At 64.7% G+C, this 26,131-nt stretch carries 11 protein-coding genes; 6 read left to right on the plus strand and 5 right to left on the minus strand.

Annotation, left to right across the window (positions count from 1 at the left end; genetic code table 11):
* Positions 1–98: 98 nt before the first annotated feature.
* Positions 99–416, minus strand: a complete 318-nt coding sequence (locus HNO86_RS23130) for a fe2+ zn2+ uptake regulation protein (RefSeq protein WP_175379246.1) — start codon at positions 414–416, stop codon at positions 99–101.
* Positions 417–530: 114 nt separating this feature from the next.
* Here HNO86_RS23130 and HNO86_RS23135 point away from each other — a divergent pair, with 114 nt between their 5' ends.
* Positions 531–797, plus strand: a complete 267-nt coding sequence (locus HNO86_RS23135; protein ID WP_175379247.1) for a DUF4880 domain-containing protein — start codon at positions 531–533, stop codon at positions 795–797.
* Between the two features lie 5 nt (positions 798–802).
* On the opposite strand, the gene HNO86_RS23140 is transcribed toward HNO86_RS23135, so the two are convergent.
* From HNO86_RS23140 to HNO86_RS23155, 4 genes are all read right to left on the minus strand, one after another.
* Complete coding sequence (locus tag HNO86_RS23140) at positions 803–3,931, minus strand: multidrug efflux RND transporter permease subunit (protein ID WP_175379248.1); 3,129 nt, start codon at positions 3,929–3,931, stop codon at positions 803–805.
* Positions 3,932–3,957: 26 nt separating this feature from the next.
* The gene (locus HNO86_RS23145; RefSeq protein WP_256672727.1) at positions 3,958–5,106 is read right to left on the minus strand and encodes an efflux RND transporter periplasmic adaptor subunit; all 1,149 of its coding nucleotides are present in this window, start codon (positions 5,104–5,106) and stop codon (positions 3,958–3,960) included.
* A gap of 149 nt (positions 5,107–5,255) precedes the next feature.
* Positions 5,256–6,683, minus strand: a complete 1,428-nt coding sequence (locus tag HNO86_RS23150; protein ID WP_175379249.1) for a diaminobutyrate--2-oxoglutarate transaminase — start codon at positions 6,681–6,683, stop codon at positions 5,256–5,258.
* A 131-nt stretch (positions 6,684–6,814) separates the two neighbouring features.
* Positions 6,815–8,875, minus strand: coding sequence for a TonB-dependent receptor domain-containing protein (locus HNO86_RS23155; protein ID WP_175379250.1), 2,061 nt, complete (start codon positions 8,873–8,875; stop codon positions 6,815–6,817).
* Positions 8,876–9,143: 268 nt separating this feature from the next.
* On the opposite strand from HNO86_RS23155, the gene HNO86_RS23160 reads away from it, so the two are divergent.
* The 5 genes from HNO86_RS23160 to HNO86_RS23180 form a co-directional block, all read left to right on the plus strand.
* Positions 9,144–10,121, plus strand: coding sequence for a TauD/TfdA family dioxygenase (locus HNO86_RS23160; RefSeq protein WP_175379251.1), 978 nt, complete (start codon positions 9,144–9,146; stop codon positions 10,119–10,121).
* Positions 10,122–10,128: 7 nt separating this feature from the next.
* Complete coding sequence (locus HNO86_RS23165) at positions 10,129–13,563, plus strand: condensation domain-containing protein (RefSeq protein ID WP_175379252.1); 3,435 nt, start codon at positions 10,129–10,131, stop codon at positions 13,561–13,563.
* 17 nt (positions 13,564–13,580) lie between these two features.
* The gene (locus tag HNO86_RS23170; RefSeq protein ID WP_175379253.1) at positions 13,581–14,627 is read left to right on the plus strand and encodes a TauD/TfdA family dioxygenase; all 1,047 of its coding nucleotides are present in this window, start codon (positions 13,581–13,583) and stop codon (positions 14,625–14,627) included.
* Between the two features lie 115 nt (positions 14,628–14,742).
* A complete protein-coding gene (locus tag HNO86_RS23175) occupies positions 14,743–17,805 on the plus strand; it encodes an amino acid adenylation domain-containing protein (protein ID WP_175379254.1) in 3,063 nt (1,020 codons plus the stop codon).
* Between the two features lie 51 nt (positions 17,806–17,856).
* Positions 17,857–26,131 (plus strand): non-ribosomal peptide synthetase (locus HNO86_RS23180; protein ID WP_175379255.1); only part of this gene is annotated, 8,275 nt, incomplete at its 3' end.

The raw sequence follows: 26,131 nt of genomic DNA on the forward strand, positions 1-26,131 counted from the left end.
CACAGGGTCTGCACAACCTGTAGGAGCTGCCGAAGGCTGCGATCTTTTGATCCTCAAAAACAAAATCAAATGATCGCAGCCTTCGGCAGCTCCTACAGTCAGACTGGACTGCGCATCAGAATCGCCCAGGCCTGCGCGGTAAAGCTGTAGCTCTTGTCCGCCTGGTAATCGATGACCCGCTCTTCGCACAAGCGCTTCAACACCTCACGCACGCTAATGAACGAACACTCCACCGCCGAGGCCTCAAGCCAGGCGTGGGTGCCGTTCACGCCGATGTTGCGGCCTTCCCGGGCGGCGACCATCAGGGCGTCGATGACTTTGAGGCGGATCAGGCTGGTGCGCAGGCCATAGAATTCCAGCAGTTCGCGGATCGGTTTGTTGGTGCGTGGAGCGGTCGGGGCCTGGAGGTGGTGCATGCGAACAGTCCTTTTCGAAAACGTTTGGGCATTTGAATTGGTGATGTTGTTTTTGACGTTTTTTTACCAATTGCTCCGTTAGAGTGCCTGCATCGGTCACACAGGTAACGGTTGATGAAACCCTCTAACCCTCAAGATTCAGAAGACGAAATCCTCACCCAGGCCGCGCACTGGTGCCTGCGCCTGAATGATGAAACCTGCACCGCCGAGGAGCGGGCGGTGTTCCAGCAATGGGTCCAGGCCGATCCGCGGCACGCGTTCGAGTACGCGAAGATGCTGGAGATCTGGGACCTCAGCGACGAGTTGCCGAACGACCCGCGCACCGCGAAAAAACTGCTGACCGATCCACCCTCCCGTCACCACGGTGTGCGCAAGATGTAACCCGCTCACAACACACCTTCCTCGACGCTGACCTTCCGACGCTGGCGCAGCCGCTCGGCCAGGGTCAGCACCGAAACAAAGAACACCGGCACGAACAACACCCCCAGCACCGTCGCCGCCAGCATCCCGCCGATCACCCCGGTGCCGATCGCCCGTTGACTGGCCGCACCGGCACCCGTGGCCAGCGCCAGCGGCACCACCCCCAGAATGAACGCCAGCGACGTCATGACAATCGGCCGAAAGCGCAAACGCGCCGCCTGAGACGCCGCCTGCGCCAGGCTCGCACCCTGCGCATGCAACGCCTTGGCGAACTCGACGATCAGGATCGCGTTCTTCGCCGCCAGGCCGATGATGGTGATCAGCCCGACCTTGAAATACACGTCATTGGGCATGCCCATGATCGTCACCGCCGCCACCGAGCCGAGCATGCCGATGGGCACGATCAGCAGCACGGCAAACGGAATCGCCCAGCTTTCGTACAGCGCCACCAGCACCAGCAGAACCATGGTCAGCGACAGGCCCACCAGCATCGGCACCTGATCGCTGGCCTGCTGTTCCTGCAACGACAGCCCCGACCATTCCAGGCTGAAACCGGCCGGCAACTCTCGGGCGATTCTCTTCAATTCCGCCATAGCTTGCCCGCTGCTGTACCCCGACGCCGCTTCGCCGGAAAAACGCAGCGACGCCGAACCGTTGTAGCGGCCGATCTGCAACGGCCCCACCTGCCACTCGAAACGGCTGAAGGCTTCCAACGGCACCAGTTGGTTTTGCCGGTTGGGCACTCGCAGGCGCAACAGCGCTTCGGGGGTCTGCCGACTCCCGCCATCGGCCTGAACGATCACCCGCTGCATGCGCCCCTGATTGGCGAATTCGTTGATTTCCTCCGAACCCAGCGCCGAGGCCAGCGCCGCGCTGATCACATCGAAACTCACGCCCAGCGCCTCGGCCTTTTCCCGGTCGATGCTGATGTTGATCTGCGGCGCATCGGCCAGGGCATCCTCGCTCAGGTGACCGATCACCGGCGAAGCCTTGGCCGCCGCCAGCAACTGAACCCGCGCCCTCTGCAGCGCCTCGTGCCCCTGCCCCGCCAGATCCTGCAGGCGCAGGTCGAAACCGCTGGCGGTACCGAGGCCGTCCACCGGTGGCGGCACCACGCTGTACAGCGTGCCGTCGGGAACGTCTTCAAAGGCATCATTCGCCTTGCGCGCCACCGCCTTGCTCGACTCGCCGCTGCCACGCTGCGACCAGTCCTTGAGGGTGACGTAGGACATGGCCGCGTTGGCCCCTTCCCCGGAAAAACTGAAACCCATGATCGCCAGCACATGGGCGGTGGTCGGCTGCGCCAGAGCGTATCGCTCCCACGCCTGCACCGTGACGTCGGTGCGCGAGGCCGAAGCCGCGGGCGGCAACTGGATATCGGTGACGATGTAACCCTGATCCTCGGACGGCAAGAACGAAGTGGGCAGACGCGCGTAGGCAAAGGCCAGCACCAGCAGCAACAGCAGGTACAGGCCCATGCTGCGGGCACCGCGCCTGACCCAGCTTGCACCGAGTCGCTCGTAACGCTGGGCCAGCGCCTCGAAGCGCCGATTGAATCCGCTCATCCAGCGGTTGCCATGTTCTCCAAGCCCCGGGTCGAAGGGTTTGATCACCGTCGCGCACAAGGCCGGCGTCAGGGTCAATGCAAGGAACCCGGAAAACAGGATCGACACCGACAGCGCCATGGCGAACTGCTGATAGATGATCCCCACCGAACCGCCCATGAACGCCAGCGGCAGGAACACCGCCGACAGCACCAGGGTGATGCCGACGATCGCTCCGCTGATCTGCTTCATCGCCTTGCGGGTCGCGGCCTTGGGCGACAAATGTTCCTGGCGGATCAGGCGCTCGACGTTCTCCACCACCACGATGGCGTCGTCCACCAGGATGCCGATGGCCAGCACCATGCCGAACAGGGTCATCATGTTGATCGAGAAGCCCAGCGGCGCCATCACCGCGATGGTCCCCAGCAGACAGACCGGCACCACCACCGCCGGAATCAGGGTGTAGCGCAGGTTCTGCAGAAACAGCAGCATCACCAGGAACACCAGGACCATGGCTTCGATCAGGGTGTAGATCACCTGATGGATGGCCACGTCGACGAAGTAGGAGGTGTCGTAAGGCACGCTGACGGTCATGTTCGCCGGCAAGGTGCTGGACAGTTGCTCGAGCCGCAGTTTGATCGCCTCGGCGGTTTCCAGTGCGTTGGCTCCAGGCGCCAGTTGCACCGACATGGCCGCCGCCGGCTTGCCGTTGAGCCGCGCGTCGAAGCGGTAATCCTTGCGCCCCAGTTCGACCCGCGCGACATCGCGGATGCGCACGCTGGAGCCATCGTCGTTGGCCCGCAGCACGATGTTGCCGAACGCCTCCACCGATTCCAGCTGCCCCTGCACCATCACCGTCGCGGTGATCTGCTGGTCGGCCGGTCCCGGTCGCTCGCCCATGCTGCCGGCGGGTACCTGGGCGTTCTGCGCGGCGATGGCCTTGCCGACGTCGGCCATCGACAGGTTGTAGCCCACCAGCTTCGCCGGATCGACCCAGATGCGCATGGCCCGTTCGGAGGTGTACATCTGCACCCGCCCGACCCCGTTGACCCGGCGGATTTCATTGTTGACGGCGCGGGCCGCGTAATCGGCCAGGCCGATGGAGTCCTGCTGATCGTCTGTGTAGGACAAGGCGTAGACCAACAGGAAGTTGGACCGCGCCTGCTCGACTTTCAGGCCCTGCTCGATCACCGCCCGGGGCATGCGCCCGATCACCCGTTGCAGGCGGTTCTGCACATCGACCTGGGCCAGGTCGGCATCGGTACCCGGCTTGAAGGTGATGGTGATGTCGGCGCCGCCGTTGGCGCTGTTGGATTCGTGATAGATCAGGCCCTTGAGGCCGTTCAGCTCTTCTTCGATCAGGCTGGTGACGTTCTGGCTGACGATCTGTGCCGAGGCGCCGGGGTAGTTGGCGCTGACGGTGATTTGCGTCGGCGCCACGTCGGGGTACTGATTGACCGCCAGCGTGCCCAGGGTCAGCAACCCGGCAAGGGAAATGAACAGCGCGATGACCCAGGCGAAGTTCGGACGATTGATGAAAAAATCGGGCATCGATTGCTTCCTAAGGAGTCAGGCCGTCAGTTGCGGGCCTGTTGCTCGGCCAGAGTGATGACGTTGACCTGCATGCCGGCGCTGACCTTGTCGACACGCTCGACCACCACCTGGTCTCCGGCGGACAGCCCCTGGGTGATCTGCCAGTCCGAGCCCTGCATCGCACCGGTGCTCACGACCCGCTCGCGCACCACGCCCGCGGCGTCCACCAGCATCAGCCGCGCCTGACCGTCGGTACCGCGCTGCACGGCCTGTTGCGGGACGAACAAGGCTTGCGGATCGACCCCGGCCGGCGCCACCACGCGCACGTACATGCCTGGCAGCAGAAGATTGTCGGGGTTGGGGAATTCGCCGCGCAGGGTCACCTGGCCGGTACCGCGATCGACGGAAATGTCGGAGAACATCAAGGTGCCACGGCGAGTCTGCGGCGGATTGCCCACCTGCAGCGTGACCTCGGCAGCGCCTGTACCGTTGAGGCGCCCGCTGGCCAGGGCCTGTTGCAAGGCCACCACCTGATCGGCGGACTGGGTGAAGTCGGCGTAGATCGGGTCCAGTTGCTGAATGCGCGCCATCTGCGTCGCCTCGTCCTGCCCCACGAGCGAGCCTTCGCTGGCCAGCGCGCGACCGATACGGCCGCTAATGGGCGCACGCACTTGGCAGTAACCGAGGTTGAGTTTCGCGGTGGTGACATCGGCCTGGGCCGTCAGGCGATTGGCCTGGGCGCTCTTGAGGTCAGACATGGCATCGTCGAAGGCCTGCTGGCTGACCGCGTTGATTTCCACCAATTGCTTGAAGCGCTGGACCTGGGCGTTGGCGCGATAGGCATCGGCCTCGACCTTGGCCAGTGCGCCTTCGGCGCGCATCAGTGCCGCCTTGAACGGCGCCGGGTCGATGCTGAACAGCAACTGGCCGGCCTTGACGTCGCTGCCCTCCTGAAAGTGCCGGGTCAGCACCACCCCGGCCACCCGCGCACGCACCTCGGCAATGCGCACCGGCTCGATCCGGCCGGGCAAGTCCGTGGTCATGGCAAAGGAGCGCGGCTGCACCGTCAGGGTCTTCACCTGCGGCAGCGCTGCACTCTGTTCGGCAGGCGCCGTGGGCTCACCGCAAGCGCTCAATCCCAGCACCGCCAGCAACAGCCAGACGGGTTTCATCGACGCAAACACCTTCTGCATTACCACTCCCTGCTCAATGAAAAAATTCGTTGAGGCACACCCGTCCCCCTGTGGGAGCGAGCTTGCTCGCGATGAGGCCGGCACATCCAACATCAAAGTCGCCTGACACACCGCCATCGCGAGCAAGCTCGCTCCCACAGGTCACATGCCTACAGGGACGAACGTGGACGCTCATTGATCGTAGCGGCCGCGCGGAACAGGATCTGCGCGACGAAATCGATCTCCTGTTCGGTGATGATCAGCGGCGGCAGCAAGCGCACGGTGGCACCGTGACGACCGCCCAGCTCGACGATCAGCCCGTGTTGCAGGCACGCCTGCTGGAAGGCCTTGGCCCGGACGGTGTCCACCGGCGGATGGCCCTGGGCATCGAGCTCGCCCTGCGGGTCGACGATTTCCATGCCGAGCATCAGGCCACGGCCACGCACATCACCGATCCAGTCGAACTCGCTCTGCAGCGCCAGCAACTGTTTGCGCAGGTGCGCGCCAACGCTTTCGGCGTGGGCCACCAGGCCTTGGTCGCGGATGAAGCGCAAGGTCGCGGTGCCGGCGGCCATCGCCAGCTGGTTGCCACGGAAGGTGCCAGCATGGGCGCCCGGCTGCCATACGTCGAGGGAATCGTTGTAGACCATCACCGACAACGGCAGGCCGCCGCCAATGGCCTTGGACAGCGTGATCACGTCCGGGGTGACACCCGAGTGCTCGAAGCCGAACATGCGGCCACTGCGGGCGATGCCGCACTGGATTTCGTCGACGATCAACGGAATGCCGTGGGCCTGGGTCAGGCGCCGCAGTTCCTGCATCCAGCGATCCGGCGCGGTGATCACCCCGCCTTCGCCCTGGATCGGTTCGAGGATCATCGCCGCCGGCGTGGTCACGCCGCTTTCCGGATCGTTGAGCAGGTGTTCCAGGTAACGCACGTTCAGGGTCACGCCCTGCTCGCCGCCCACACCGAACGGGCAACGGTAATCGTGGGGGAACGGCAGGCGTTGCACGCCGGCCATCAAGCCGCCCAATGCATTTTTCGGCGAGAGGTTGCCGCTGATCGACAGCGTGCCCAACGTCATGCCGTGGTAGGCCCCTTCGAAGGCCAGTACCGAATGCCGGCCAGTGGCGGTGCGGGTCAGCTTCAGGGCTGCTTCCACCGCATCGGCGCCACTGGGGCCACAAAACTGGATGCGCGCGTTTCGCGCAAAGTCGGCTGGCAGGCAGCCGAAGATTTCCTGGACGAAAGCGTCCTTGACCGGCGTCATGAGGTCCAGGGTGTGCATCGGCAAACCTGAAGCCAGGACCTGGGTAATGGCTTCGACGATCACCGGATGGTTGTGCCCCAGCGCCAGGGTGCCGGCGCCGGCCAGGCAATCGACGAACACCTGTCCGCGACTGTCCTGCACATAGATGCCATGGGCCCGCTCCAGCACCAGTGGAATGCGCCGCGGGTAGCTGCGGGCGTTGGATTCCTGCCGTTGCTGACGTTCCAGCAGCGGCGTCGGATCAAGGCAGTACGGGTTCGACAGACCGGTGTGCAACAGGCGTAGCTGTGGCGCGCCACCGGATGCGGCATTCGAAAAAGCACTCATGATTTCCTCCACGGAGGCTGGGTTTGGACAGGACCAGAACGGCCTGAAAGCGAAAGCTTTCAGGTGACGAAAGCCATGAAACCGGATGCGGGGAATCCTTTCCCCGTGTCCATGGTTTTACCGGGGTTGCATTACATGTCGTAGCGCAGGATCAGACCGGCAGTACGCGGTGCGCCAACATCGATGATGTCGCCGCTGCGGTTGTTGGTGACGTATTCCTTGTCGAAGGCGTTTTTCACGTAACCGGATACCGAGACATTCTTGGTGACCTTGTACTCGGCGTTGAAGTTGGCCAGCCAATAGTTGTCGGCCTTGCGCTCATCGATAACCTGACCGGCATCGTTGAACTCGTACTCGGACGGGGACGTGCTCTGCCAGACGACATCGGTGTTGAGGGTCAGACGCTCGTTCCAGCGATAGGTGGCGCCCATGGTCATCTTGTACTTCGGCGAGAAGAGGAAATCTTCGCCGCTCATGTCGCGACCGTCGCTGGTTTCGAAGTCCTTGTACTTGCCATCGGTCACGGCGGCACCAGCGTTCAGGGTCAGCTGTTGGCCAAAGTCTTTTTCAACGGAAACTTCCAGGCCCTTGATGTCGCTGCGGCCGGCGTTGAACACGTCGAAGAACTCGGTTTGCGGGTTCACGACGCTGACCTGCTGATCCTTCCAGTCGGTGTAGTACAGGTTGGCGCGGGTACGCAGGGTCTGATCCATGAACGAACCACGGTACGACAGTTCGTAGTTGGTGGTGTATTCCGGATCGTAGGAGGTGTGACCGCTGCCGGCGCGGACGTTGACGCCGCCGCCGCGATAGCCACGCTGCACCATGAAGCCTACGTACTGATTGTCCGCCAGCTCGTAGTCGATACCCAGCTTCGGCAGCACGGCATCGGACTTCTGGGTGTCTTTGCCTGGCTCGGAGAAGTCATCGGCGTCCACGTCGGTGTGGTTGCTCTCGTGGTCGTAGCGCAGGCCGGTGATCAAGGTCCAGCGCGGGGCGAAGGTCCAGTTGACTTCACCGAACACGGCGCTGTTCTCGATCGAAGTATCGCCCTTGACCGTACCGAGCAGGCGCGAGCCGTTGAACAGGCGGTCGTGGAAGTTGTTGGTGTTGTGGCCGTAGTAGAGGCCGGCAAAACTCTTCACGTCTTCCGAGTTGTAGTTCAGGCGCAGTTCCTGACTGAACAGGTAGCCATCCTGCTTGCGCAGTACCACCTGGTTGGCGGTGGACGACTGATCGAAGTCCAGGCGCGCGTCGTAGTCGGAGTCGGTGTTGGCGGTGAGGCTGGTGATGGACCAGTCGTCATTGAGGCGGTAATCGACTTTGGCGCTGACCGTGTCCTGCTTGAGTTTGTCGTAGGCTTCGGTGTTGGAGTCGATCTTGTAGTAACGGATCCGGTCGCCCTGGCGAACCACCGAGTTGTCGCCCTTGCGGCTTTCGCCGTGGGCATAGGTCAGCAGCACGTCGGTGTCGTCGTTCGGCAGGATCAGCAACTTGCCGCGACCATTGGCGGTGCGGGTCGGGTTGGCGTCATCACCGTTGAACAGGTTGTCGATGTAACCGTCGCCTTCCTGGTAATCCAGGGCGATACGGCCGGCGATCTTGTCGTCGACGATCGAACCGCCACCGGCGATCGCGCCACCGCGCTCACCGTAGGTGCCGCCGTTGGCCTGCGCCGACAGACTCGGTACGAAGGTCGGGTTCTTGGTCTGGATGACCACCGCACCGGCCAGCGAGTTGCGGCCCTGGGTGGTGGATTGCGGACCGAGGAACACTTCGACCTGCTCGACGTCCCACAGCGGCATAGGGCTCAAGGTCAGGGCGCGGTTCGGTTGCACGGCGCCGTCGACGAATACCGAGACCGCGCCATTGAGTGCCGCCGGGCCCTGGTCGTCGAAACCGGATACCGGCACGCCGCGGATACCCCAGTTCTCGTTGCCCGAGGTGTTGTAGATACCCGGGGTACGGGCGAACACATCGACCAGGCTGTGGTCTTCCTTCTCGCGCAGTTGCTTATCCGTAACGACGGCTACACTCGTCTGGGTTTGCTCCAGGGTACGGTTGATTTTTTCACCCGTGACCGTGATCGGAGCGATCTCCATGGAGGTCGATTGTTCGGCTGCCCATGCACTGTTCGTCAAGCAGAAGGCCGACCCCACAGCCAGTGCAATTGTAGTTTTTTTGTAATTCACGCCCCGCTCCCCTGCGACAAAATTTGGTGTTTTTCTCAATGTCCAGAACGCTGATTTTCCCCAGCCGGCGGGAGTCTAATCCAAAAAAAAATTTAAATAAATAAGATTGATAACGGCTCTCATTTGTAATAAATATGCCTCATTGTATCGGTGACAATACATTTCAGCGGCGCCTTTCAGCGCAACCAGCGTAGCCACCTTTGCCCGGTTTTCCAGGTGGTAAACGCCCTTTGGCTGGACTGAAAAAGATAAAAAAGGATGCACCCGGATGACATCAATCGAACCCCTCAGCGTGCGTTCCGAAGCCTTGTCCCCTGTTCCAGCCGTTGACCGTACGTCAACGTTGCCGGTGCTGATCGAAGGCAAACCGGGACAGTCGATCCACGATCTGGACGCCTCGATTCGCGCCACGCTGGATCAGGCGCTGACCACCGTTGGCGGCGTCCTCTTTCGCGGCTTCAACGTGCCCACCCCCATCGACTTCAAGCGTTTCGCCGCCAGCTTCGGCGCGCCGCTGGCCAGCTACGAATTCGGCTCCACGCCACGCAGCAAAGTGTTCGCCGGGGTCTACAGCTCCACCGAATACCCGGCCCACCAATTCATCCCCCTGCACAACGAACAGGCCTACACCCGGCCCTGGCCTTCGCGCATCTGGTTCCACTGCATCAAGGCCAGCGAGACCGGAGGGGAAACGCCGATTGCCGACAGCCGCCTGATCTATCAGCGCATGCCTGCTGAAATTCGCGAGATGTTCGAAAGCCGCGAGCTGCTGTATGTGCGCAACTACAGCGGCGCGCTGGACCTGCCGTGGCAGAAGGTCTTCAACACCGAAGACCGCGCCCAGGTCGAGCGCTACTGCCAGGACAACGATATCGAGTGGGAATGGAAAGCCGACGGCGAACTGCGCACCCGCCAGCGTTGTGCGGCGGTGCTGCAGCATCCCGATACCGGCGAGTGGGTGTGGTTCAACCAGGCGCACCTGTTCCATGTCTCGGCCATCGAACCGTCCGTGCGCGAAAGCCTCCTGGCGGCGGTGGGCGAAGAAAACCTGCCGCGCCACGTGTACTTCGGCGACGGCTCGGCCATTCCCGATGCGGTGCTCGACACCGTGCGCGAGGTCTATCGCCAGACCGCCATCAGTTTCCCCTGGCAGCCCGGCGACGTCCTGATGCTCGACAACCGACTGGTCGCACACGGCCGCAATCCTTACACCGGTGACCGCAAAGTCATCGTTGCCATGGCGTGAATTGCACATGTTTTCTTTTGAACACTGGATCGAAGTGCTGGAAACCAACGCCCGGCATTTTGCGCAGCGCGCGGCCCTGCACTTTTTGCCGGACGGCGTCGAGATCGGCGAAACCCTGACCTTTGCCCAATTGCACGAGCAGAGCCAGTCCCTGGCGGCGGCGCTGCAAGCACGTTATGCGCCGGGTGATCGCGTGTTGTTGATGCTGCCCAGCAGCCTCGACTACGCCCGCGCCTTCTGCGCCTGCCAGTACGCCGGGCTGATCGCCGTGCCGCTGTTTCCGCCACCGTCGCGCAAACCCCGTCACCTGGACCGCGTGCGCAATGTAGTGGTGGATGCGGAACCTGCGCTGATCCTCGCTCCAGCCGATCATTGCGAAAGCCTGCGTGAGCTGGTCGAGGGCCAGGTCGATGTCGCGACCGTCGAAGACCTCGGCACTCCGCCCGCCAGCCAGTGGACGCGCCCGGATGTCGATGGTGCGACCGTGTCCTTCCTGCAATACACCTCCGGTTCCACCGGCACGCCCAAGGGCGTCGAAGTGCGCCAGCGCAACCTGATCGCCAACGTCGAACTGATGCGTCAGGCCTACGGTTTCGATGAACACGGCGCCATGGTCAACTGGCTGCCGCTGTACCACGACATGGGCCTGATCGGCGGCATGCTCGCGCCGCTGTACAGCGGCATGCCGTGCTACCTGATCGCCTCGCAGACGTTCGTCAACGCGCCGTCCACCTGGCTCCAGGCCCTGAGCCGTTATCGCGCCACCGCCAGCTTCGCGCCGAACTTCGCCTACGCCCTGTGCAACCGCGTGGTCAGCGACAGTCTGATCGCCCAGCTCGACCTCAGTGCCTGGCAACATGCGATCAACGGCGCTGAGCCGATTCACCCTGGCACCCTCGACACCTTCGCCCAGCGCTTTGCCGCCTGCGGCCTCAACCCGCTGGCGATCAGCCCCGGTTACGGCCAGGCCGAAGCGACCCTGTGCGTCAGCGCCACCCCGGCCGATGCCCTGCCGCTGGTGTTGCGCCTGGACAAAGCAGTGCTGGAAAGCGGTCGCGTGGCCCTGGCGGCAGATGACGCCCCGGCCGTGGAGTTCGTTGCCTGCGGCTACCCGCAAGCCCTGCACAGCATCGCCATCGTCAATCCGCACAACCATGAACGCTGCGCCGCCGATCAGGTAGGCGAAGTCTGGCTACAAGGCCCGAGCAACGCCGAGTCCTACTGGAAGAATTCCGAAGCCAGCCGCGAGGCCTTCGAGGCCTGCATCGTCGGCGAAGAGGGTCACTACCTGCGCTCCGGCGACCTGGGTTTCATGCATGAAGGCCAGGTGGTGATTTGCGGTCGGGTCAAGGATTTGCTGATCCTCAATGGCCGCAATCTGTACCCCCATGACATCGAATTCGCCATCACCGACGCCGAGCCGGGCATCCGCACCGGGCGCATCGCCGCGTTCTCCGAGATGGACCCGGTGCTGGGTCGCGAGAAACTGGTGATCGTCGCCGAGCCGCATCGCAAGTACGTTCACCCCTCGCACCACCCGGAGCTGTTCGCGTCGATGCAGAGCGCCGTACGTGAAGCCGCCGACTGCGGCATCGACCAGATCGTGCTGGTGGAAGCCGGGACCATCCCGATGACCACCAGCGGCAAGATTGCCCGCCAGGGTTCGCGCAAGCAATTGGCCGCGGGCACCTTGAGCATCATTGCCCAGTACGGTGGCGCGACGGTCGACGACGCCGAACAGATCGAACGCGCGCAACTGCTGGAACATGTTGCCCTGGGCGATGAAAGCGCCCTGCACGCTTGCCGCCAGTGGCTCAAGCAGACCCTGCGCGAGGTCAATCCGTATCTGGCGGTGGACTTCGACCACAGCCTGATCAGCCTCGGCCTGGACTCGATTGCCGTGGCCGACTTCGCTGCCCGTCTGCACCGGGATCTGGGGTTGAACCTCGACACTCAGCGTTTGTTCGGTGAACAGACCCTGGCGGATTGGGCCCAGGCGTTACTGGATTTCCTGAGCGAAGCGACTCCGGATGCAATGGCCTGCGCCGTAGATGCCAGCACCGATAAGGATCACGGTCGCCAATCCTTCGCCCAGAGCCGCCTGTGGTTCCTGCGTCAGCTCGATCCCACCGACACCCGCCATAACCTGGTGCTGCATCTGCGTCTGGAAGGCGCGCTGGACACCGAAGCACTGGCCGCAAGACTCAACGCCCTGATCGACCGCCACAGCGTGCTGCGCACCGTGTATCAGGACGACGTCGCCGGACCGCAACAGCGGATCCTGCCGGCTACAGCGGTGCCGCTGACCTGCCACGACTTGCGCAATCACCCGGCTGCCATCCGGCAGCAAGCCCTCGCCGAGCGTCTGGCCGAAGAACACGCCACGCCCGTCGATCTGCAAAACGGTCCGCTGCTGCGCGCGCACTTGCTCAGCCGCGACGACCAGCAACACGACCTTCTGCTGACCCTGCATCACATCGCCTTCGACGGTCGTTCGACGCAACTGCTGCTGGCCGAACTGGCGGGCGCCAACAGTGCCGAACGCCCACAGCAGTACCTGGATTTCGCCCGCTGGGAAGCCGCTCACTGGAGCGCCGAACGCATCGCCGCCGAACAACAGTTCTGGCACGAGCATCTGGCGAACGTGCCGCAAACCCTGGCTTTGGGTGGCAGCGGGAAAACCCCGGGCGAGCACAACCTCAACTTCACCCTGCCCCAGGCCACCTGCGAGCCACTGACCGCACTGGCCCGCGAGCAAGGCATGACCCTGTTCATGCTGTTGCTGGCCAGCTATCAACTGGTGATCCGGCACATCGGCGGCCAGCAGCAGTTTCTGCTGGGCACCGACGTCAGCGGCCGGCCACTGGCGGCGCATAACGACGTCATCGGATTCTTCGTCAACCAGCTGACCCTGCGCTGCGACCTGAGCGGCGAACCGACCCTGGCCGGTTTCTTCGCTCAGGTGCGTGACGAGGCTCGACTGGCCTACGCCCACCAGGGCCTGCCGTTCGATCTGGTGGTCTCGGCCCTGGCGCCGCAACGTCGCGCCGGTCACTCGCCGCTGTTCCAGGTCAAGCTCAATTACCAGCCATCACGGGTGAACCCGACCGCCATCGCCGGCGCGCACATGACTTCGCTGGTGTCGGCCCAGGATCCGGGGGATTTCCATCTGGTGCTGGACCTGACCCACGGCAGCGCCGGCATCGAGGCGAACCTGAAATTCCGTGGCGAGTTCTTCGATCAGGACCGCGCCCTGCGCCTGCAGCACCTGTGGACGCTGCTGTTGGGCGAGGCCGGCGATCTGCTGGATCTGCCGCTGCCGGCACTGGCCGAACGCCTCGACGCCTGGGACCAGGCATTCCAGCGTGAACGCCAGCAGTCCCAGGCCTCGGCCGGGCGCAGCCAGATGCTGCAAACCAAACGTCGCTCAATGCCCCTCTAACCGAGTTGGATGCCTTTATGTCTATCGTGCCCCCACCGTCCCGCGCCCTTGGCGGCGTGCGTCGCAAAGCCATGAACGTTTCGGAACGGCAACTGGTCAGCGAGCGCCTGTTGAACCCGGATCACGCCCTGCCGCTGGTGATTGAACCGGCGGTGCCAGGCGTGGATCTGGCGGCCTGGGCAGCCAGCGAACGGGAAAACCTGGAGAACAAGCTGCTGCAATACGGCGCCCTGCTGTTTCGCGGGTTCTCGGTGCTGTCGGTAGAGCAGTTCGATCAGGTCATCGCCGCGCTCTCCCCCGGTGCCCTGGAATACATGTTCCGCGCCTCGCCGCGCACCCGGGTCGGCGGCAACATCTACACCTCGACCGACTACCCGGCCGACCAGATGATCTTCCCGCACAACGAACACTCCTACTCGCCACGCTTCCCGCTGCGGCTGTTTTTCTACTGCCACATCCCGTCCGAAACCGGCGGCGAAACCCCGATCGGTTCGACCCGCGCGGTGAAGGCCGGCATCAGCCCGGAGATCGAAGCGCGTTTCCGGGAAAAAGGCGTGATGTACGTGCGCAACTACGGTGACGGTTTTGGCTTGCCGTGGCAGAGCGTGTTCCAGTCCGAGGACCGCGCCGAGGTGGAGGCCTACTGCGCCAGCGTCGGCATCGAAGTGGAATGGAAAGACAACAACCGCCTGCGCACCCGCCAGCGTGGGCCCGCCGTGGTCCGTCACCCGAGAACCGGTGAAGAAGTCTGGTTCAACCACGCCACGTTCTTCCACATCAGCACCCTGCCGCCGAGCATTCGCGATTCACTGCAAAGCAACTTCGGCGATATCGACCTGCCCACCAACACCTTTTACGGCGACGGCGAGGCCATCGAGCCACACGTCCTGGAATCGCTGCGGGCCGCGTACCTCGATTCACTGGTGCGGTTCAGCTGGCAACAGGGCGATGTGCTGTTTATCGACAACATGCTCGCGGTCCACGGCCGCGAACCCTTCACCGGCAAGCGCGCGATCATGACCGGCATGGCGCAAGCCCTGCTGTCGAGTGACGTGGCGGTCTGATTTTTTCAACGGGTGCCTTTCAGTTGATCACACACCTTTCTGCCGGCGTCAGCCAGTGGGTTGGCGTGGCGCTGTCCGCACCCAGGTTCAAGCCCCTTTTCCAGTCGAGTTGAACATGAGCGGACTCCAAGGTTTTCGTATCTCGCCACAGCAGGCGTCGGTTTATCAGCACACCAACGGCGTCGCCGAACACCCATTGAGCTGCCGCTTGCAATGGTCGGTCGCCTCACCCGTCACCGTCGACGTGCTCAATCAACGCCTGCGCGCCCTGGTCGCCGACAGTGAAATCCTGCGCACTCGCCTGACGCCCGTGCCGGGCCTGCGCTTTCCGGTGCAGGTGATTCACGACAGCGTCGAGTTGCCGGTCGCGGTGCAGGATTTGCGTGGCCTGGACCAGAACCAGCAAAACGCAGCCCTCAACCAACTGGCCACCCAAGCGCGGGACTGGACGCTGCCGCTGGCTGTGACGTTGGTGCAACTGTCGGACACGCAAGCGGTGCTCGACCTGGCCGGTGCCAGCAGCCACTTCGACCTGGTCAGCCTGAAACTGCTGGCGATCGCGCTGCTGCAGGATGGCAATCCGGCACTCACCGAAGCCCTGCAATACGCCGACTACGCCGAATGGCGCTGGAGCCTGACCGAAGACGAGCCGGATCATCCGGGGGTGAATTTCTGGAAGCCGCTGGCCGAGGGCGAACAACCGGTCCTGCAACTGTCGCTGGAATCCCCATCGGATGAGGGTTTTGCGCCGCAGCGCGTGGACCTGACGTTGCCGCCCATCCTCGCCGCCGATCCGGCCCTGACCTCGAACCTGATGCTCACCGCCTGGGCCGCCCTGCTCAGCCGTCTCGCCGGGCAACAGCACGTCGCGCTGACCGTCATCCACGAAAGCCGCGGCCCGGAACTGGAGAACGCCCTGGGCCTGTTCGAACAGTGCCTGCCGGTGCGCTTCGACCTGGCCCCGCAAACCAGCCTGCTGGAACAGAGCAAGAGCATCGCCGCCAGCGTCGAACTCGGCGCCGGCTGGCAGGACTACTACACCCACGACCTCAATGGCGGCTATGGCTTCGCCTGGCGTCGGGCCGATGTCCGCGAGCGCCACGCCAGCGCCGTGCTGAACCCGGTCAAAGCCTGTCTGAACGTGCAGCAGAGCACGGACGGCATTCGGGCTCACCTGATTTACGACCGCAATGCCTTGAGCGCCAACGCCGCCGCGTGCCTGGGCGAGCAATGGCTGCAACTGCTGCAAGGCGCGCTGGCCGAGCCGCAACGGCGCTGGGCGCAACTGCCGCTGAGCGGCCCGCTGCAAGTGCGGACCATCGACAACGCGCCGACCAAGCCTGCGATTGAACCGGTCACGCTGGTGGAACTGATTGCCCGCCAGGTGCAGCAACAGCCGAACGCCATCGCCCTGAGCGACAAGGACGGTGACCTCAGCTACGCCGCCCTCGATGCCTGCGCCACACACCTGGCCCATCAATTGCGCGAGGCCGGCATCGGCGCCGGTGTGCCGGTGGGCATCCTGTTCGCCCGTGGCAATGCCGCCATCGTCGCCATGCTCGCGGTGCTCAAAGCCGGCGGTGCCTACGTGCCGGTCGACCCGACCTACCCGGCGGATCGCCGCGCCTACATGCTCGCCGACAGCGCCATCGCCCACATCGTCGTCAGCGCCGAACTGGCCGACAGCGTGCCGGCCAGCCTGCAACGCTTCGTGCTCGACGACCTGAGCGTGCCCGACAACTGCCACCTGTCGCCGCTGCCTTTGCCCAAGGCCGAGGACCTGGCCTACCTGATCTACACCTCCGGCTCCACCGGCGCGCCGAAAGCCGTGGAAATCAGCCACGGCGCCCTGAGCTATTCGACCCAGGTGCGCATGGCCGCCTACGCCACGCCGGTGCGCGCCTACCTGCTGCTGTCGTCGTTCGCCTTCGACAGCTCGGTGGCGGGGATTTTCTGGACCCTGGCCCAGGGCGGCCGCCTGGTGCTGCCGGCCACTGGCGAAGAACTGGAGATGCCTCGCCTGGCGCAGCTGATTGCGCAGCACCGGGTCAGCCACGGCCTGTCGCTGCCGTCGCTGTATCAGGCACTGCTCGACCAGCTGCAACGCAACGCCGACAGCGCCAGCCTGGAATGCTGGATCGTCGCCGGCGAAGCCTGCCCACCCGCGTTGATCGCCCAGCACAGCCAGGCGTTGCCCAACGCGAAGCTGGTCAACGAATACGGCCCCACCGAAGCCACGGTCTGGGCCAGCTTCGAAGTGCTCGACCCAAGTCGCGCCTTGAGCATCGGGCGGCCGATTGCCGGCATGGACCTGCGGGTGCTCAACGAACACGAAGCCGCTTGCGGCGTCGGCGAGCCGGGGGAAATCGTGCTCGCCGGTCCGACCCTGGCCCGGGGTTATCGCAACAAACCGGAAGAAACCGCCAAGGCCTTCGTGACCCTGGCCGATGGCACCCGCGCCTACCGCACCGGCGACCTGGCCTGCTGGCTGGCGGACGGGCGCCTGGCGTTCCTCGGCCGCCGCGACCATCAGGTCAAGCTGCGCGGCTACCGCATCGAGCTGGGTGAAATCGAGCGCCAGCTGTGCAGCCACAGCGACGTGCGCGAAGCGGCGGTGATCGTTCAGGAACACGCCGCCGGCAAGCGCCTGCTGGCCTATGTGCTGGCGGCCCACGGTTATGCGCCGGACTCGGACGCGATCAAGGGTTTCCTCGGCGAGCGCCTGCCGTCGTACATGGTCCCGGCCCGCGTGCTGACCCTGCCGAGCTTCCCGCGCACCCCCAACGGCAAGCTCGATCTGCGTCAGCTGCCCGACCCGGACCAGTTCGACGAAAGCGCCTTTGTAGCCCCTCGCAACGCCATGGAAAGCACCCTGCAAGCGATCGTCGCCAAGGTCCTGAAGCTTGAAACCGTGAGCGTCACCGAGAACTTCTTCGCCATCGGCGGAGACTCGATCCTCAGCCTGCAAGTGGTGGCCCAGGCACATGAACAAGGCATCGCCCTGTCCGCCAAGCACGTGTTCGAAGGCCAGACCATCGCCGCCATGGCCGAAGTCGCCCAGCCGCTGACCGCCGAGAACGCGCAGCCGCAAGACGCAAGCACCGCGTTCAGCGCCTCGGGCCTGTCCGATGACGAGATGCAGGCGTTGATGGCCGAGCTCGACGAAAACGAATTCTGACCCGCCGCTGCCTTTGCTGCGCCGTCGCCCCTTTTTAGCAGGACGTTTTTGATGACCACCGAAAAGAACAACAGCAATCCGATCGAAGACATTTACCCGCTGTCGCCGTTGCAGCAAGGCATGCTGTTCCACTCCCTGCTGCACGAAGATTCCGGCGTGTACCTGATGCAGGACCGCTACCGCATCGGCGGGGCCATCGACGAAGCGGCGTTCCTCGAATCCTGGCGTCAAGTGGTGGCGCTGCACCCTTCCCTGCGCGCCAGCTTTCAGTGGAAAACCCAGAAGCAGCCGGTGCAGGTGATCCACCGCGAGGTCAAGGTGCCGCTGGACACCATTGACCTGCGTGGCCTCACTGCTACTGATCAGGAAGCGCGAATCCGCACCCTGCTGGCGGACGAGCAGAAGGTCGGCTTCAACCTGTCCAAGCCGCCGCTGATCCGCTTCCGCCTGGTGCGCCTGGGCGATGAGTCCTACGAATTCATCCGCAGCTTCCACCACATCCTCATGGATGCCTGGTGCATCTCGCTGGTGACGGTGGACTTCCTCAAGGTCTACGAAGCGCTGTGCAACGACCGCGAGCCGCAGCTCAAGGCACCGCGTCCGTTCCGCGACTACATCCAGTGGCTGCAACGACAGGACGCGAGCAAGGCCGAACAGTTCTGGCGCGGCCAGTTGCAGGGCCTCAACGCACCGACGTCGCTGACCGTGGACAACGGCGCGACTCGCGACCGCTACACCGATGCGGTGCTGGTGGACGATCAACTGGTGCGCCTGAGCGAACAGGAAACCCAGGCCCTGGCGACGTTCTGCCGGAGCAACCGCATCACCCCGAACACCTTCTTCCAGGGCGCCTGGTCGCTGCTGCTGTCCCGTTACAGCGGCCAGCGCGACGTGCTGTTCGGCGTCACCGTGGCCGGCCGTCCGGCGGAGCTGACCGGCGTGGCCGAGATGATCGGCCTGTTCATCAACACCCTGCCGTTGCGGGTGTCGGTGGACCCGGACGCGAACCTCGGCCAATGGCTGAGCGCGTTGCAGGGGCTCAACGTCGACATGCGCGACTACGAGCACACGCCGCTGACCGACATTCAGGGCTGGAGTGATTTCCCGCGCGGCGAAACCCTGTTCGACAGCATCCTGGTGTTCGAGAACGCGCCGATCGACGAGCAGATTCTGGAAGGCGGTTTCCAGTTCAGCCTCGACGGCATGGACCACAGCGTGCACACCCACTACGGCCTGACCGTGGTGATCCTGCCGGAAACCGAGCTGGGCATTCGCGTGTCCTACGACCGTGAGCGTTTCGACGCCGCCACCGTGCAGCGCCTGCTTGGGCATCTGGCCACGCTGGTGCGCGGCATGCTCGCCGCGCCGAACGCCACACTCGGTAGCTTCGAACTGCTGACCAGCGACGAGCGCCAACAGTTGCTCGGCGAATGGGCGGTCAACCCTCACGAATTCCCGTTGGATAAAAGCTACGCGCAGCTGTTCGCCGAACAGGTGGCCCAGCGTGGCGATCGGGTGGCCGCGATCTGCGACGGCGAGTCCCTGACCTACGCCGAACTGGACCGCCGCGCCAACCGTCTGGCCCACGCCCTGCGTGAAGCCGGTGCCGGCGAGGATCAACGGGTGGCGCTGGTGGCCCCTCGCGGCCTGCCGTTGCTGACCATGATGATTGCGGTGTTCAAGGCCGGCTCTGCGATGCTGCCGCTTGAGGTCAATCATCCGCCGGAGCGTCTGCGGGAAATCCTCAAGCTGTCCCGGGCGCCATTGCTGGTGGCCAGCGAAGGTTGCAGCGGCTTGCTCGATCAACTGCTCAGCGGCCTTGATCAGGCGCCGAACGCGCTGTTCGCCGAAACCGGCTGGCAGGCCGGTAACGACGCCCCGCTGCCGCTGCTCGGCGGCCCGGACAGCCTGGCCTACGTGCTGTTCACCTCGGGTTCGACCGGTACGCCCAAGGGCGTGATGATCGAACAACGGGGCATGCTCAATAACATCTTCGGCAAGGTGCCGGCCCTGGGCCTGAGCGCCGACGACCGCATCCCGCAGACCGCCTCGGTGGCCTTCGACATTTCCGTGTGGCAGTTCCTCGCCGCGCCGGTGCTGGGCGCCACGGTGCAGATCCTCCCGGACGAAGTGGCTCACGATCCGCAACGCCTGCTGCAAGTGCTGGCCAGCGAACGCCTGAGCGTGCTGGAAATCGTCCCGAGCCTGATGCGCACCCTGCTTGCGCTGTGCCCGTGCGACCTGCAACTGCCGGACCTGCGCTGGGTGCTACCCACCGGTGAAGCCCTGCCGCCGACCGTGGCCCGGGACTGGTTCGCGCGCTTTCCGGGCATCGCCCTGATGAACGCCTACGGCCCGGCCGAATGCGCCGACGACGTGGCCTTCCAGCCGATCTTCGAAGCGCCGGACGCCGACGTCAGCCACATGCCGATCGGCCAACCAACCGCCAACAACCGCCTGTACGTGCTGGACGAGGCCCTGCGCCCGGTGCCGGTGGGGGTGGCCGGGGAAATCTGCGTCGGGGGTGTCGGCGTCGGTCGCGGCTACCTGCACGATCCGCAACGCACCGCTGATGCCTTCATCGATCACCCGACCCTCGACGGGCGCATCTACCGCACCGGTGACCTGGGTCGCTGGCGCGCCGACGGCGTGATCGAATACCTGGGTCGTCGCGACCAGCAGGTCAAGCTGCGCGGCCATCGAATCGAACTGACTGAGATCGAACACCGTCTGACCCAGCACCCCAACGTGCGCGAGGCCGCGGTATTGCTGCGCGAGAACAGCGTCGGCGAAGCCTGGCTGGTGGCTTACTGGTCGGCCCATGACGAGAGCGTGGGCAGCGAAGGCCTGAGCGAACACCTGCGCGGGCAACTGCCGCCGTACATGGTGCCGGCGGCATTCGTCTGCCTGGAGCGCCTGCCGCTCAATGCCAACGGCAAGGTCGACCGCAAGGCCCTGGCCGCCCAGGAACTGAACTGGCAGGCCGAAACCGAAGAAAGCATCGCCCCGCGCAACGAGCTGGAAGCGGCCGTGGCCAAGGTCTGGGCCGACGTGCTGGGTCGCGACAGCGTGGGCGTCGAAGACAACTTCTTCACCCTCGGCGGTCACTCACTGCTGGCCACGCAGATCGTTGCGCGACTGCGGGCACACTTCAAACTCGAACTGCCGCTGCGAGTGCTGTTCGAACAGCCGACCGTGGCCCTGCTGGCGCTGGCGATCGCCGCGCGCCAGGCCCAGGCTGCCGCGCCGCAATCGGCCACCAGCCAGGGCCCGAAAGCCCTGCCACGCCCGGCCTTGCTGCCGCTGTCGTTCTCGCAGCAGCGCCTGTGGTTCATCGAACAACTGACGCCGGGCACCACACTGTTCAACATCCCGTTCGCCCTGCAACTCAAAGGCGAGCTGAACGTCGACGCCCTGCACGCCAGCCTCAACGATTTGCTGGCGCGCCATGAAATTCTGCGCACCGGCATCCGCAGCACCGACGGCGTGCCGTGCCAGCACATCAGCGCGGCACTGAACATCGAGTTGCCGTTCGACGATCTGTCTGCGCTCGCGGCCACCGCCCGCGAAGGCGCGCAATTCAGCGCCCTGCAAGAGACCTTCGAGCAACCCTTCGACCTGAGCCATCCGCCGCTGCTGCGTGCCCGCCTGCTGCGCCTGGCACCGGACGAGCATGTGCTGGGCATCGCCCTGCATCACCTGGTGTCCGACGCCTGGTCGGCGACCATCGCCCTGCGCGAACTGGCCCTGGGCTACGAGGCCCGCTGCAATGGCAAGGCCGCCGAACTGCCGGCGCTGCCGGTGCAATACGCCGACTTCGCCCTGTGGCAGCGCGAACATTTGCAAGGCGCGGAACTCAAGCGCCAACTCGACTACTGGACCAGCACCCTGGACCGCAGCAACAGCGACAGCAGCCCGCTGCTGGCGTTGCCGACCGATCTGGCGCGGCCGTCGGTGCAGAGCTACCGCGCCGGCATCGTCCAGCGTGAACTGAGCAGCGATCTCAGCGCCCGGGTCCAGGCCTTCGCCAGCCGCCTGGGCACCACGCCATTCACCGTGCTGTTCGCAGGCTTTGCCGTGCTGATGCACCGCTTGAGTGGCGACGCCACGGTGCTGATCGGCACGCCGGTGACCCACCGTGAACAACCGGGAACCGAAGGCCTGCTCGGCATCCTGCTGAACAACCTGGCCATCCGCGCCGACTTCGCGCCACAAGCCGATTTCACCGCCCTGGTGGAGCAAGTGGCCAAGCGTCTGCGCGAAGGCCTCCAACATCAGGACCTGCCGTTCGAGCAACTGGTCGACAGCCTGCAACTGCCGCGCAGCCTCAGCCACGCACCGCTGTACCAGGTGATGGTGGCCCAGCAACTGGCGATGGAATCGCGCCTGCGCTTCCCGGGCCTGGATTTCGAGGCCCTCGACACCCCGATCAAACAGTCCGAATGCGACCTGGACCTGCACGTGCTGTGCCCGGCCAATGCGCCGATCCAGCTGGAGCTGATGTTCGCCCTCGACCTGTTCGTCGCCGACAGCGCGCGCCAGACCCTGGCCCGCCTGGAGCACTTGCTTGCGCAGATGCTCGCCGAACCGCAACGCCCGGTGGCGGCCCTGCCGCTGCTGATGGCGCAGGAATGGCAGCGCACTGTGGTCGAGTGGAACCGCACCGACATGCAGGTGCCGCAGCACCTGACCTTCGCTCAACTGTTCGAACAGCAGGCCGAGCGCACCCCGGATCGCGACGCCCTGACGTTCGAAGGTCGGAGTCTGAGCTACGCCGAACTCAATCGCCAGGCCAACCAGGTCGCCCATTACCTGCGCGCGCAGGGAGTGGTGGCCAACCGTCCGGTAGCGCTGTGTGTCGAGCGCTCGCTGGAGCTGCTGGTGGGTCTGCTGGGCATTCTCAAGTCCGGTGGCGCCTACGTGCCGCTGGACCCGACCTACCCGGTCGATCGCCTGGCCTACATGCTCGAAGACGCGCAGCCGGCGCTGTTCCTCGGCCAGCAAGGGCTGCTGGAGCAACTGGGCGCCGGGCTGCCACGCCTGCGCCTGGACAGCGATGCCGCGCTGTTCGCCGATCAGCCGGACGGCAACCTGCCGCCCGTGGCCGGTCCCGACGACCTGGCCTACATCATGTACACCTCGGGCTCGACCGGTAAGCCCAAGGGCACCCTGGTCACCAACGGTTCGGTGGTCAACCTGGCGTGGGCGCGTATCCACGGCCTGTACCGTCGCTACACCGACCAGCCGATGCGCACCAGCTTCAACTACTCGTTCGCCTTCGACAGTTCGGTGGCCGAGCTCATCCTGCTGCTCGACGGCCACAGCCTGTACCTGACCCCGGAAGAAGTGCGCTACGACCCGCAAGCCCTGGCGCAATTCTTCAGTGACACCCGCCTGGACGCCTTCGAATGCACCCCGGCGCAGCTCAAGGCCCTGCTGGAAAGCGACGGCGTGCGCCGTGGCGAGGTGTACCTGCCGCGCTTCGTGCTGTTCGGCGGCGATGCGGTGGACGCGCAGCTCTGGCAGCGCCTGCCGTCGATTGCCGGCAGCCGTTTCTTCAACACCTACGGCCCGACCGAATGCACCGTGGACGCCACCGGTTGCGCGGTGAACGACTTCCCGGCCCGGCCGATCATCGGTCGCCCGATCGCCAACGTGCGCACCTACGTGCTCGACGCCTGGCGGAACCCGATGCCGGTGGGCGTGCCCGGCGAGCTGCACATCGGCGGTGCCGGCGTGACCCTGGGTTATCTGAACCGCGCCGAACAGACCGCCAAGGTATTCATCGAAGATCCGTTCTCGTCAGTGCCCGGCGCGCGCATGTACAAGTCCGGCGACCTGGTGCGCTGGCTGCCGGACGGCCAGCTCGAATACCTGGGACGCATGGACCATCAGGTGAAAATCCGTGGTTTCCGTGTCGAGTTGGGAGAAATCGAAGCCCTGATCGGCGCCCAGCCCGGCGTGCGTCAATCGGTGGTGCTGGCCCGTGAAGACGTGCCCGGCGACAAGCGCCTGGTGGCCTACGTCACCTGCGATGCCCAGGCCGATATCGACGGCTGGCGCAAGGCAATCGGCACCGCCCTGCCCGACTACATGGTGCCGTCGGCCTTCGTGGTGCTCGACGAGTTGCCGCTGACCGACAATGGCAAACTCAACCGCAAGGCCCTGCCGGCCCCGGACATCCAGGCTGCGCCGGACGCCCAGGATCCGCCGCGCACGCTGGTCGAGCAGCAGCTGGCGACGCTCTGGTCCGAGCTGTTGAACGTGCCACTGACCCAGATCGGTCGCGACAGTCATTTCTTCTATCTCGGCGGCCATTCGCTGCTCGCGGCGCAGCTGTTTGCCCGTCTGCGCCAACAATTCGCTTCGGTCCCGGCGCTGCGTTCAGTGTTCGAGCATCCGACGTTGCAAGCGCTGGCCGCACTGCTGGGCGAGCCTTTGCAAGTACCGGCCACCCGCTGGACCCCTGCGCAACGCCCAGCGCGTCTGCCGCTGTCTTTTGAACAGCAGCGCCTGTGGTTCCTCGAACAACTGAGCGCAGGGGGCGGCGAGTACAACGTGGTCAGCGCCGTGCAGTTCGATGGCGAGCTGAACGTGCCGGCCCTGCAAGCCGCGCTGAAGGCACTGGTCGCACGCCATGAAAGCCTGCGCAGCCGCATCGTGCGTGATGCCGAAGGTGAACTGGCACTGGTCATCGAGCCACAAGCCGAGATCACCCTGCGTCTGGCGCCGTTGGATGCCGCGAGCAATGAGGCTTGGCAACAGCTGACCGACGTGGCGATCCACGCCGAGACCGGTCACCGCTTCGATCTGGCCAACGAGCTTCCACTGCGCGCCACGCTGATTCAGCGCAGCGGCCAGCCTCAGGCGCTGTTGCTGCTCAACGTGCACCACTGCGCCACCGATGACGCCTCCAGCCAGAACCTGCTGGATGAACTGGCGCAGCTCTACACCGCACAGTGCCAGGGTTCAGTGGCCGAATTGCCGAACCTCGCCCTGCAATACCCGGACTACGCGCTCTGGCAGCGTGAACCGGCGCAACAGGCCCTGTTCGGCGAGCAGTTGAACTACTGGCGCGCGCAGCTGGAGGATGGCGATTACCTGCTGGACCTGCCGACCCGTCAGGCCCGCCCGAACCAGCTCGACCCGGTCGCAGGCGCCGTACAACTGCAATTGCCGAAGGAGCTGGCGAACCGCTTGCGTCAGTTCGCCCAGCAACGCGGTGCCACCCTGTACATGCTGATGCTCGGCGCCGCACAGTTGCTGCTGGGGCGTCATGCCAACCAGCGCGACGTGCGCTTCGGCAGCCCGGTGGCCCAGCGTCCGCTGGCCGAGTTGCAGCCGCTGATCGGCTGCTTCGTCAACACCGTGGTGATGCGCAGTGATCTGGATCCGGCACTGGATTTCGAAGGCCTGCTCAGCCAGGTCCGTGACCGTGTGCTCGATGCCCAGCAGCATCAGGACGTGCCGTTCGAACAAGTGGTCGAAGCCCTGAACCCGTCCCGCAGTCTGGCGCAGACGCCGTTGTTCCAGGTGCTGTTCGTGATGCAGAACGCCGACGCCTCGGCCAGCCAGTGGCCGCAGTTGCAGGTGCATGAACGCGCGGTGACCGCGCAATCCACCAAGTACGATTTGAACTGGGAGGTGCATGACGGCGAGGTGCTGTCGGTGCTGCTCGAATACCGTGCCGCGCTGTTCAGCGAGAGCACCGCGAGGGGTTGGCTGGATCAGTGGCAGCAGCTGCTGGAAGCCATGCTTGATGCACCGCAGACGCGTCTGGGTGATTGGTCACCGTTGACAGAAACCCAGCGTAAGCAGCAGTTGATCGAGTGGAATGCCACCGAGCGTCTGTATCCGGGCCCGACCAATCTGCATACGGCTTTGAGCCAGCAGGCGGCACTGACCCCGAATGCTCCGGCACTGGTGTTCGAAGGCCAGCGCCTAAGCTATGCCGAGCTGGATCAGCGGGCGCAGCAACTGGCCCGTGCCCTGCGCGCTCAAGGCATCGGTCGCGACAGCATCGTGCCGGTGTGCATGGAACGTTCGGTGGAAATGGTCGTCGCCCTGCTCGGCGTCGTGCATGCCGGCGCGGCGTGGTTGCCGCTGGATCCTGAACTGCCGGCGACGCGTCTGGCGTTTCTGATTGGGGATGCCGACGCTCGTATCACCTTGACCCAAGCGCAATGGCTGTCGCGTCTGCCGGTCGGGCACACTGCCTGGACCCTCGACAAGTTGCCTGAGGCGCCTGTTGGCGAGCCTTTGACCGTTGATGCGGGTGATCTGGCCTACGTGCTCTACACCTCCGGTTCCACCGGCCAACCCAAAG

Source organism: Pseudomonas sp. C1C7 (assembly GCF_013359595.1).
Taxonomy (GTDB): Bacteria; Pseudomonadota; Gammaproteobacteria; order Pseudomonadales; family Pseudomonadaceae; genus Aquipseudomonas.

Excerpts from the sequence above, each read along its gene's own strand:
- HNO86_RS23130 (WP_175379246.1), bottom strand. The coding sequence starts at position 416 with ATGCACCACCTCCAGGCCCCGACCGCTCCACGCACCAACAAACCGATC.
- HNO86_RS23135 (WP_175379247.1), top strand. The coding sequence starts at position 531 with ATGAAACCCTCTAACCCTCAAGATTCAGAAGACGAAATCCTCACCCAG.
- HNO86_RS23140 (WP_175379248.1), bottom strand. The coding sequence starts at position 3,931 with ATGCCCGATTTTTTCATCAATCGTCCGAACTTCGCCTGGGTCATCGCG.
- HNO86_RS23145 (WP_256672727.1), bottom strand. The coding sequence starts at position 5,106 with ATGCAGAAGGTGTTTGCGTCGATGAAACCCGTCTGGCTGTTGCTGGCG.
- HNO86_RS23150 (WP_175379249.1), bottom strand. The coding sequence starts at position 6,683 with ATGAGTGCTTTTTCGAATGCCGCATCCGGTGGCGCGCCACAGCTACGC.
- HNO86_RS23160 (WP_175379251.1), top strand. The coding sequence starts at position 9,144 with ATGACATCAATCGAACCCCTCAGCGTGCGTTCCGAAGCCTTGTCCCCT.
- HNO86_RS23165 (WP_175379252.1), top strand. The coding sequence starts at position 10,129 with ATGTTTTCTTTTGAACACTGGATCGAAGTGCTGGAAACCAACGCCCGG.
- HNO86_RS23170 (WP_175379253.1), top strand. The coding sequence starts at position 13,581 with ATGTCTATCGTGCCCCCACCGTCCCGCGCCCTTGGCGGCGTGCGTCGC.
- HNO86_RS23175 (WP_175379254.1), top strand. The coding sequence starts at position 14,743 with ATGAGCGGACTCCAAGGTTTTCGTATCTCGCCACAGCAGGCGTCGGTT.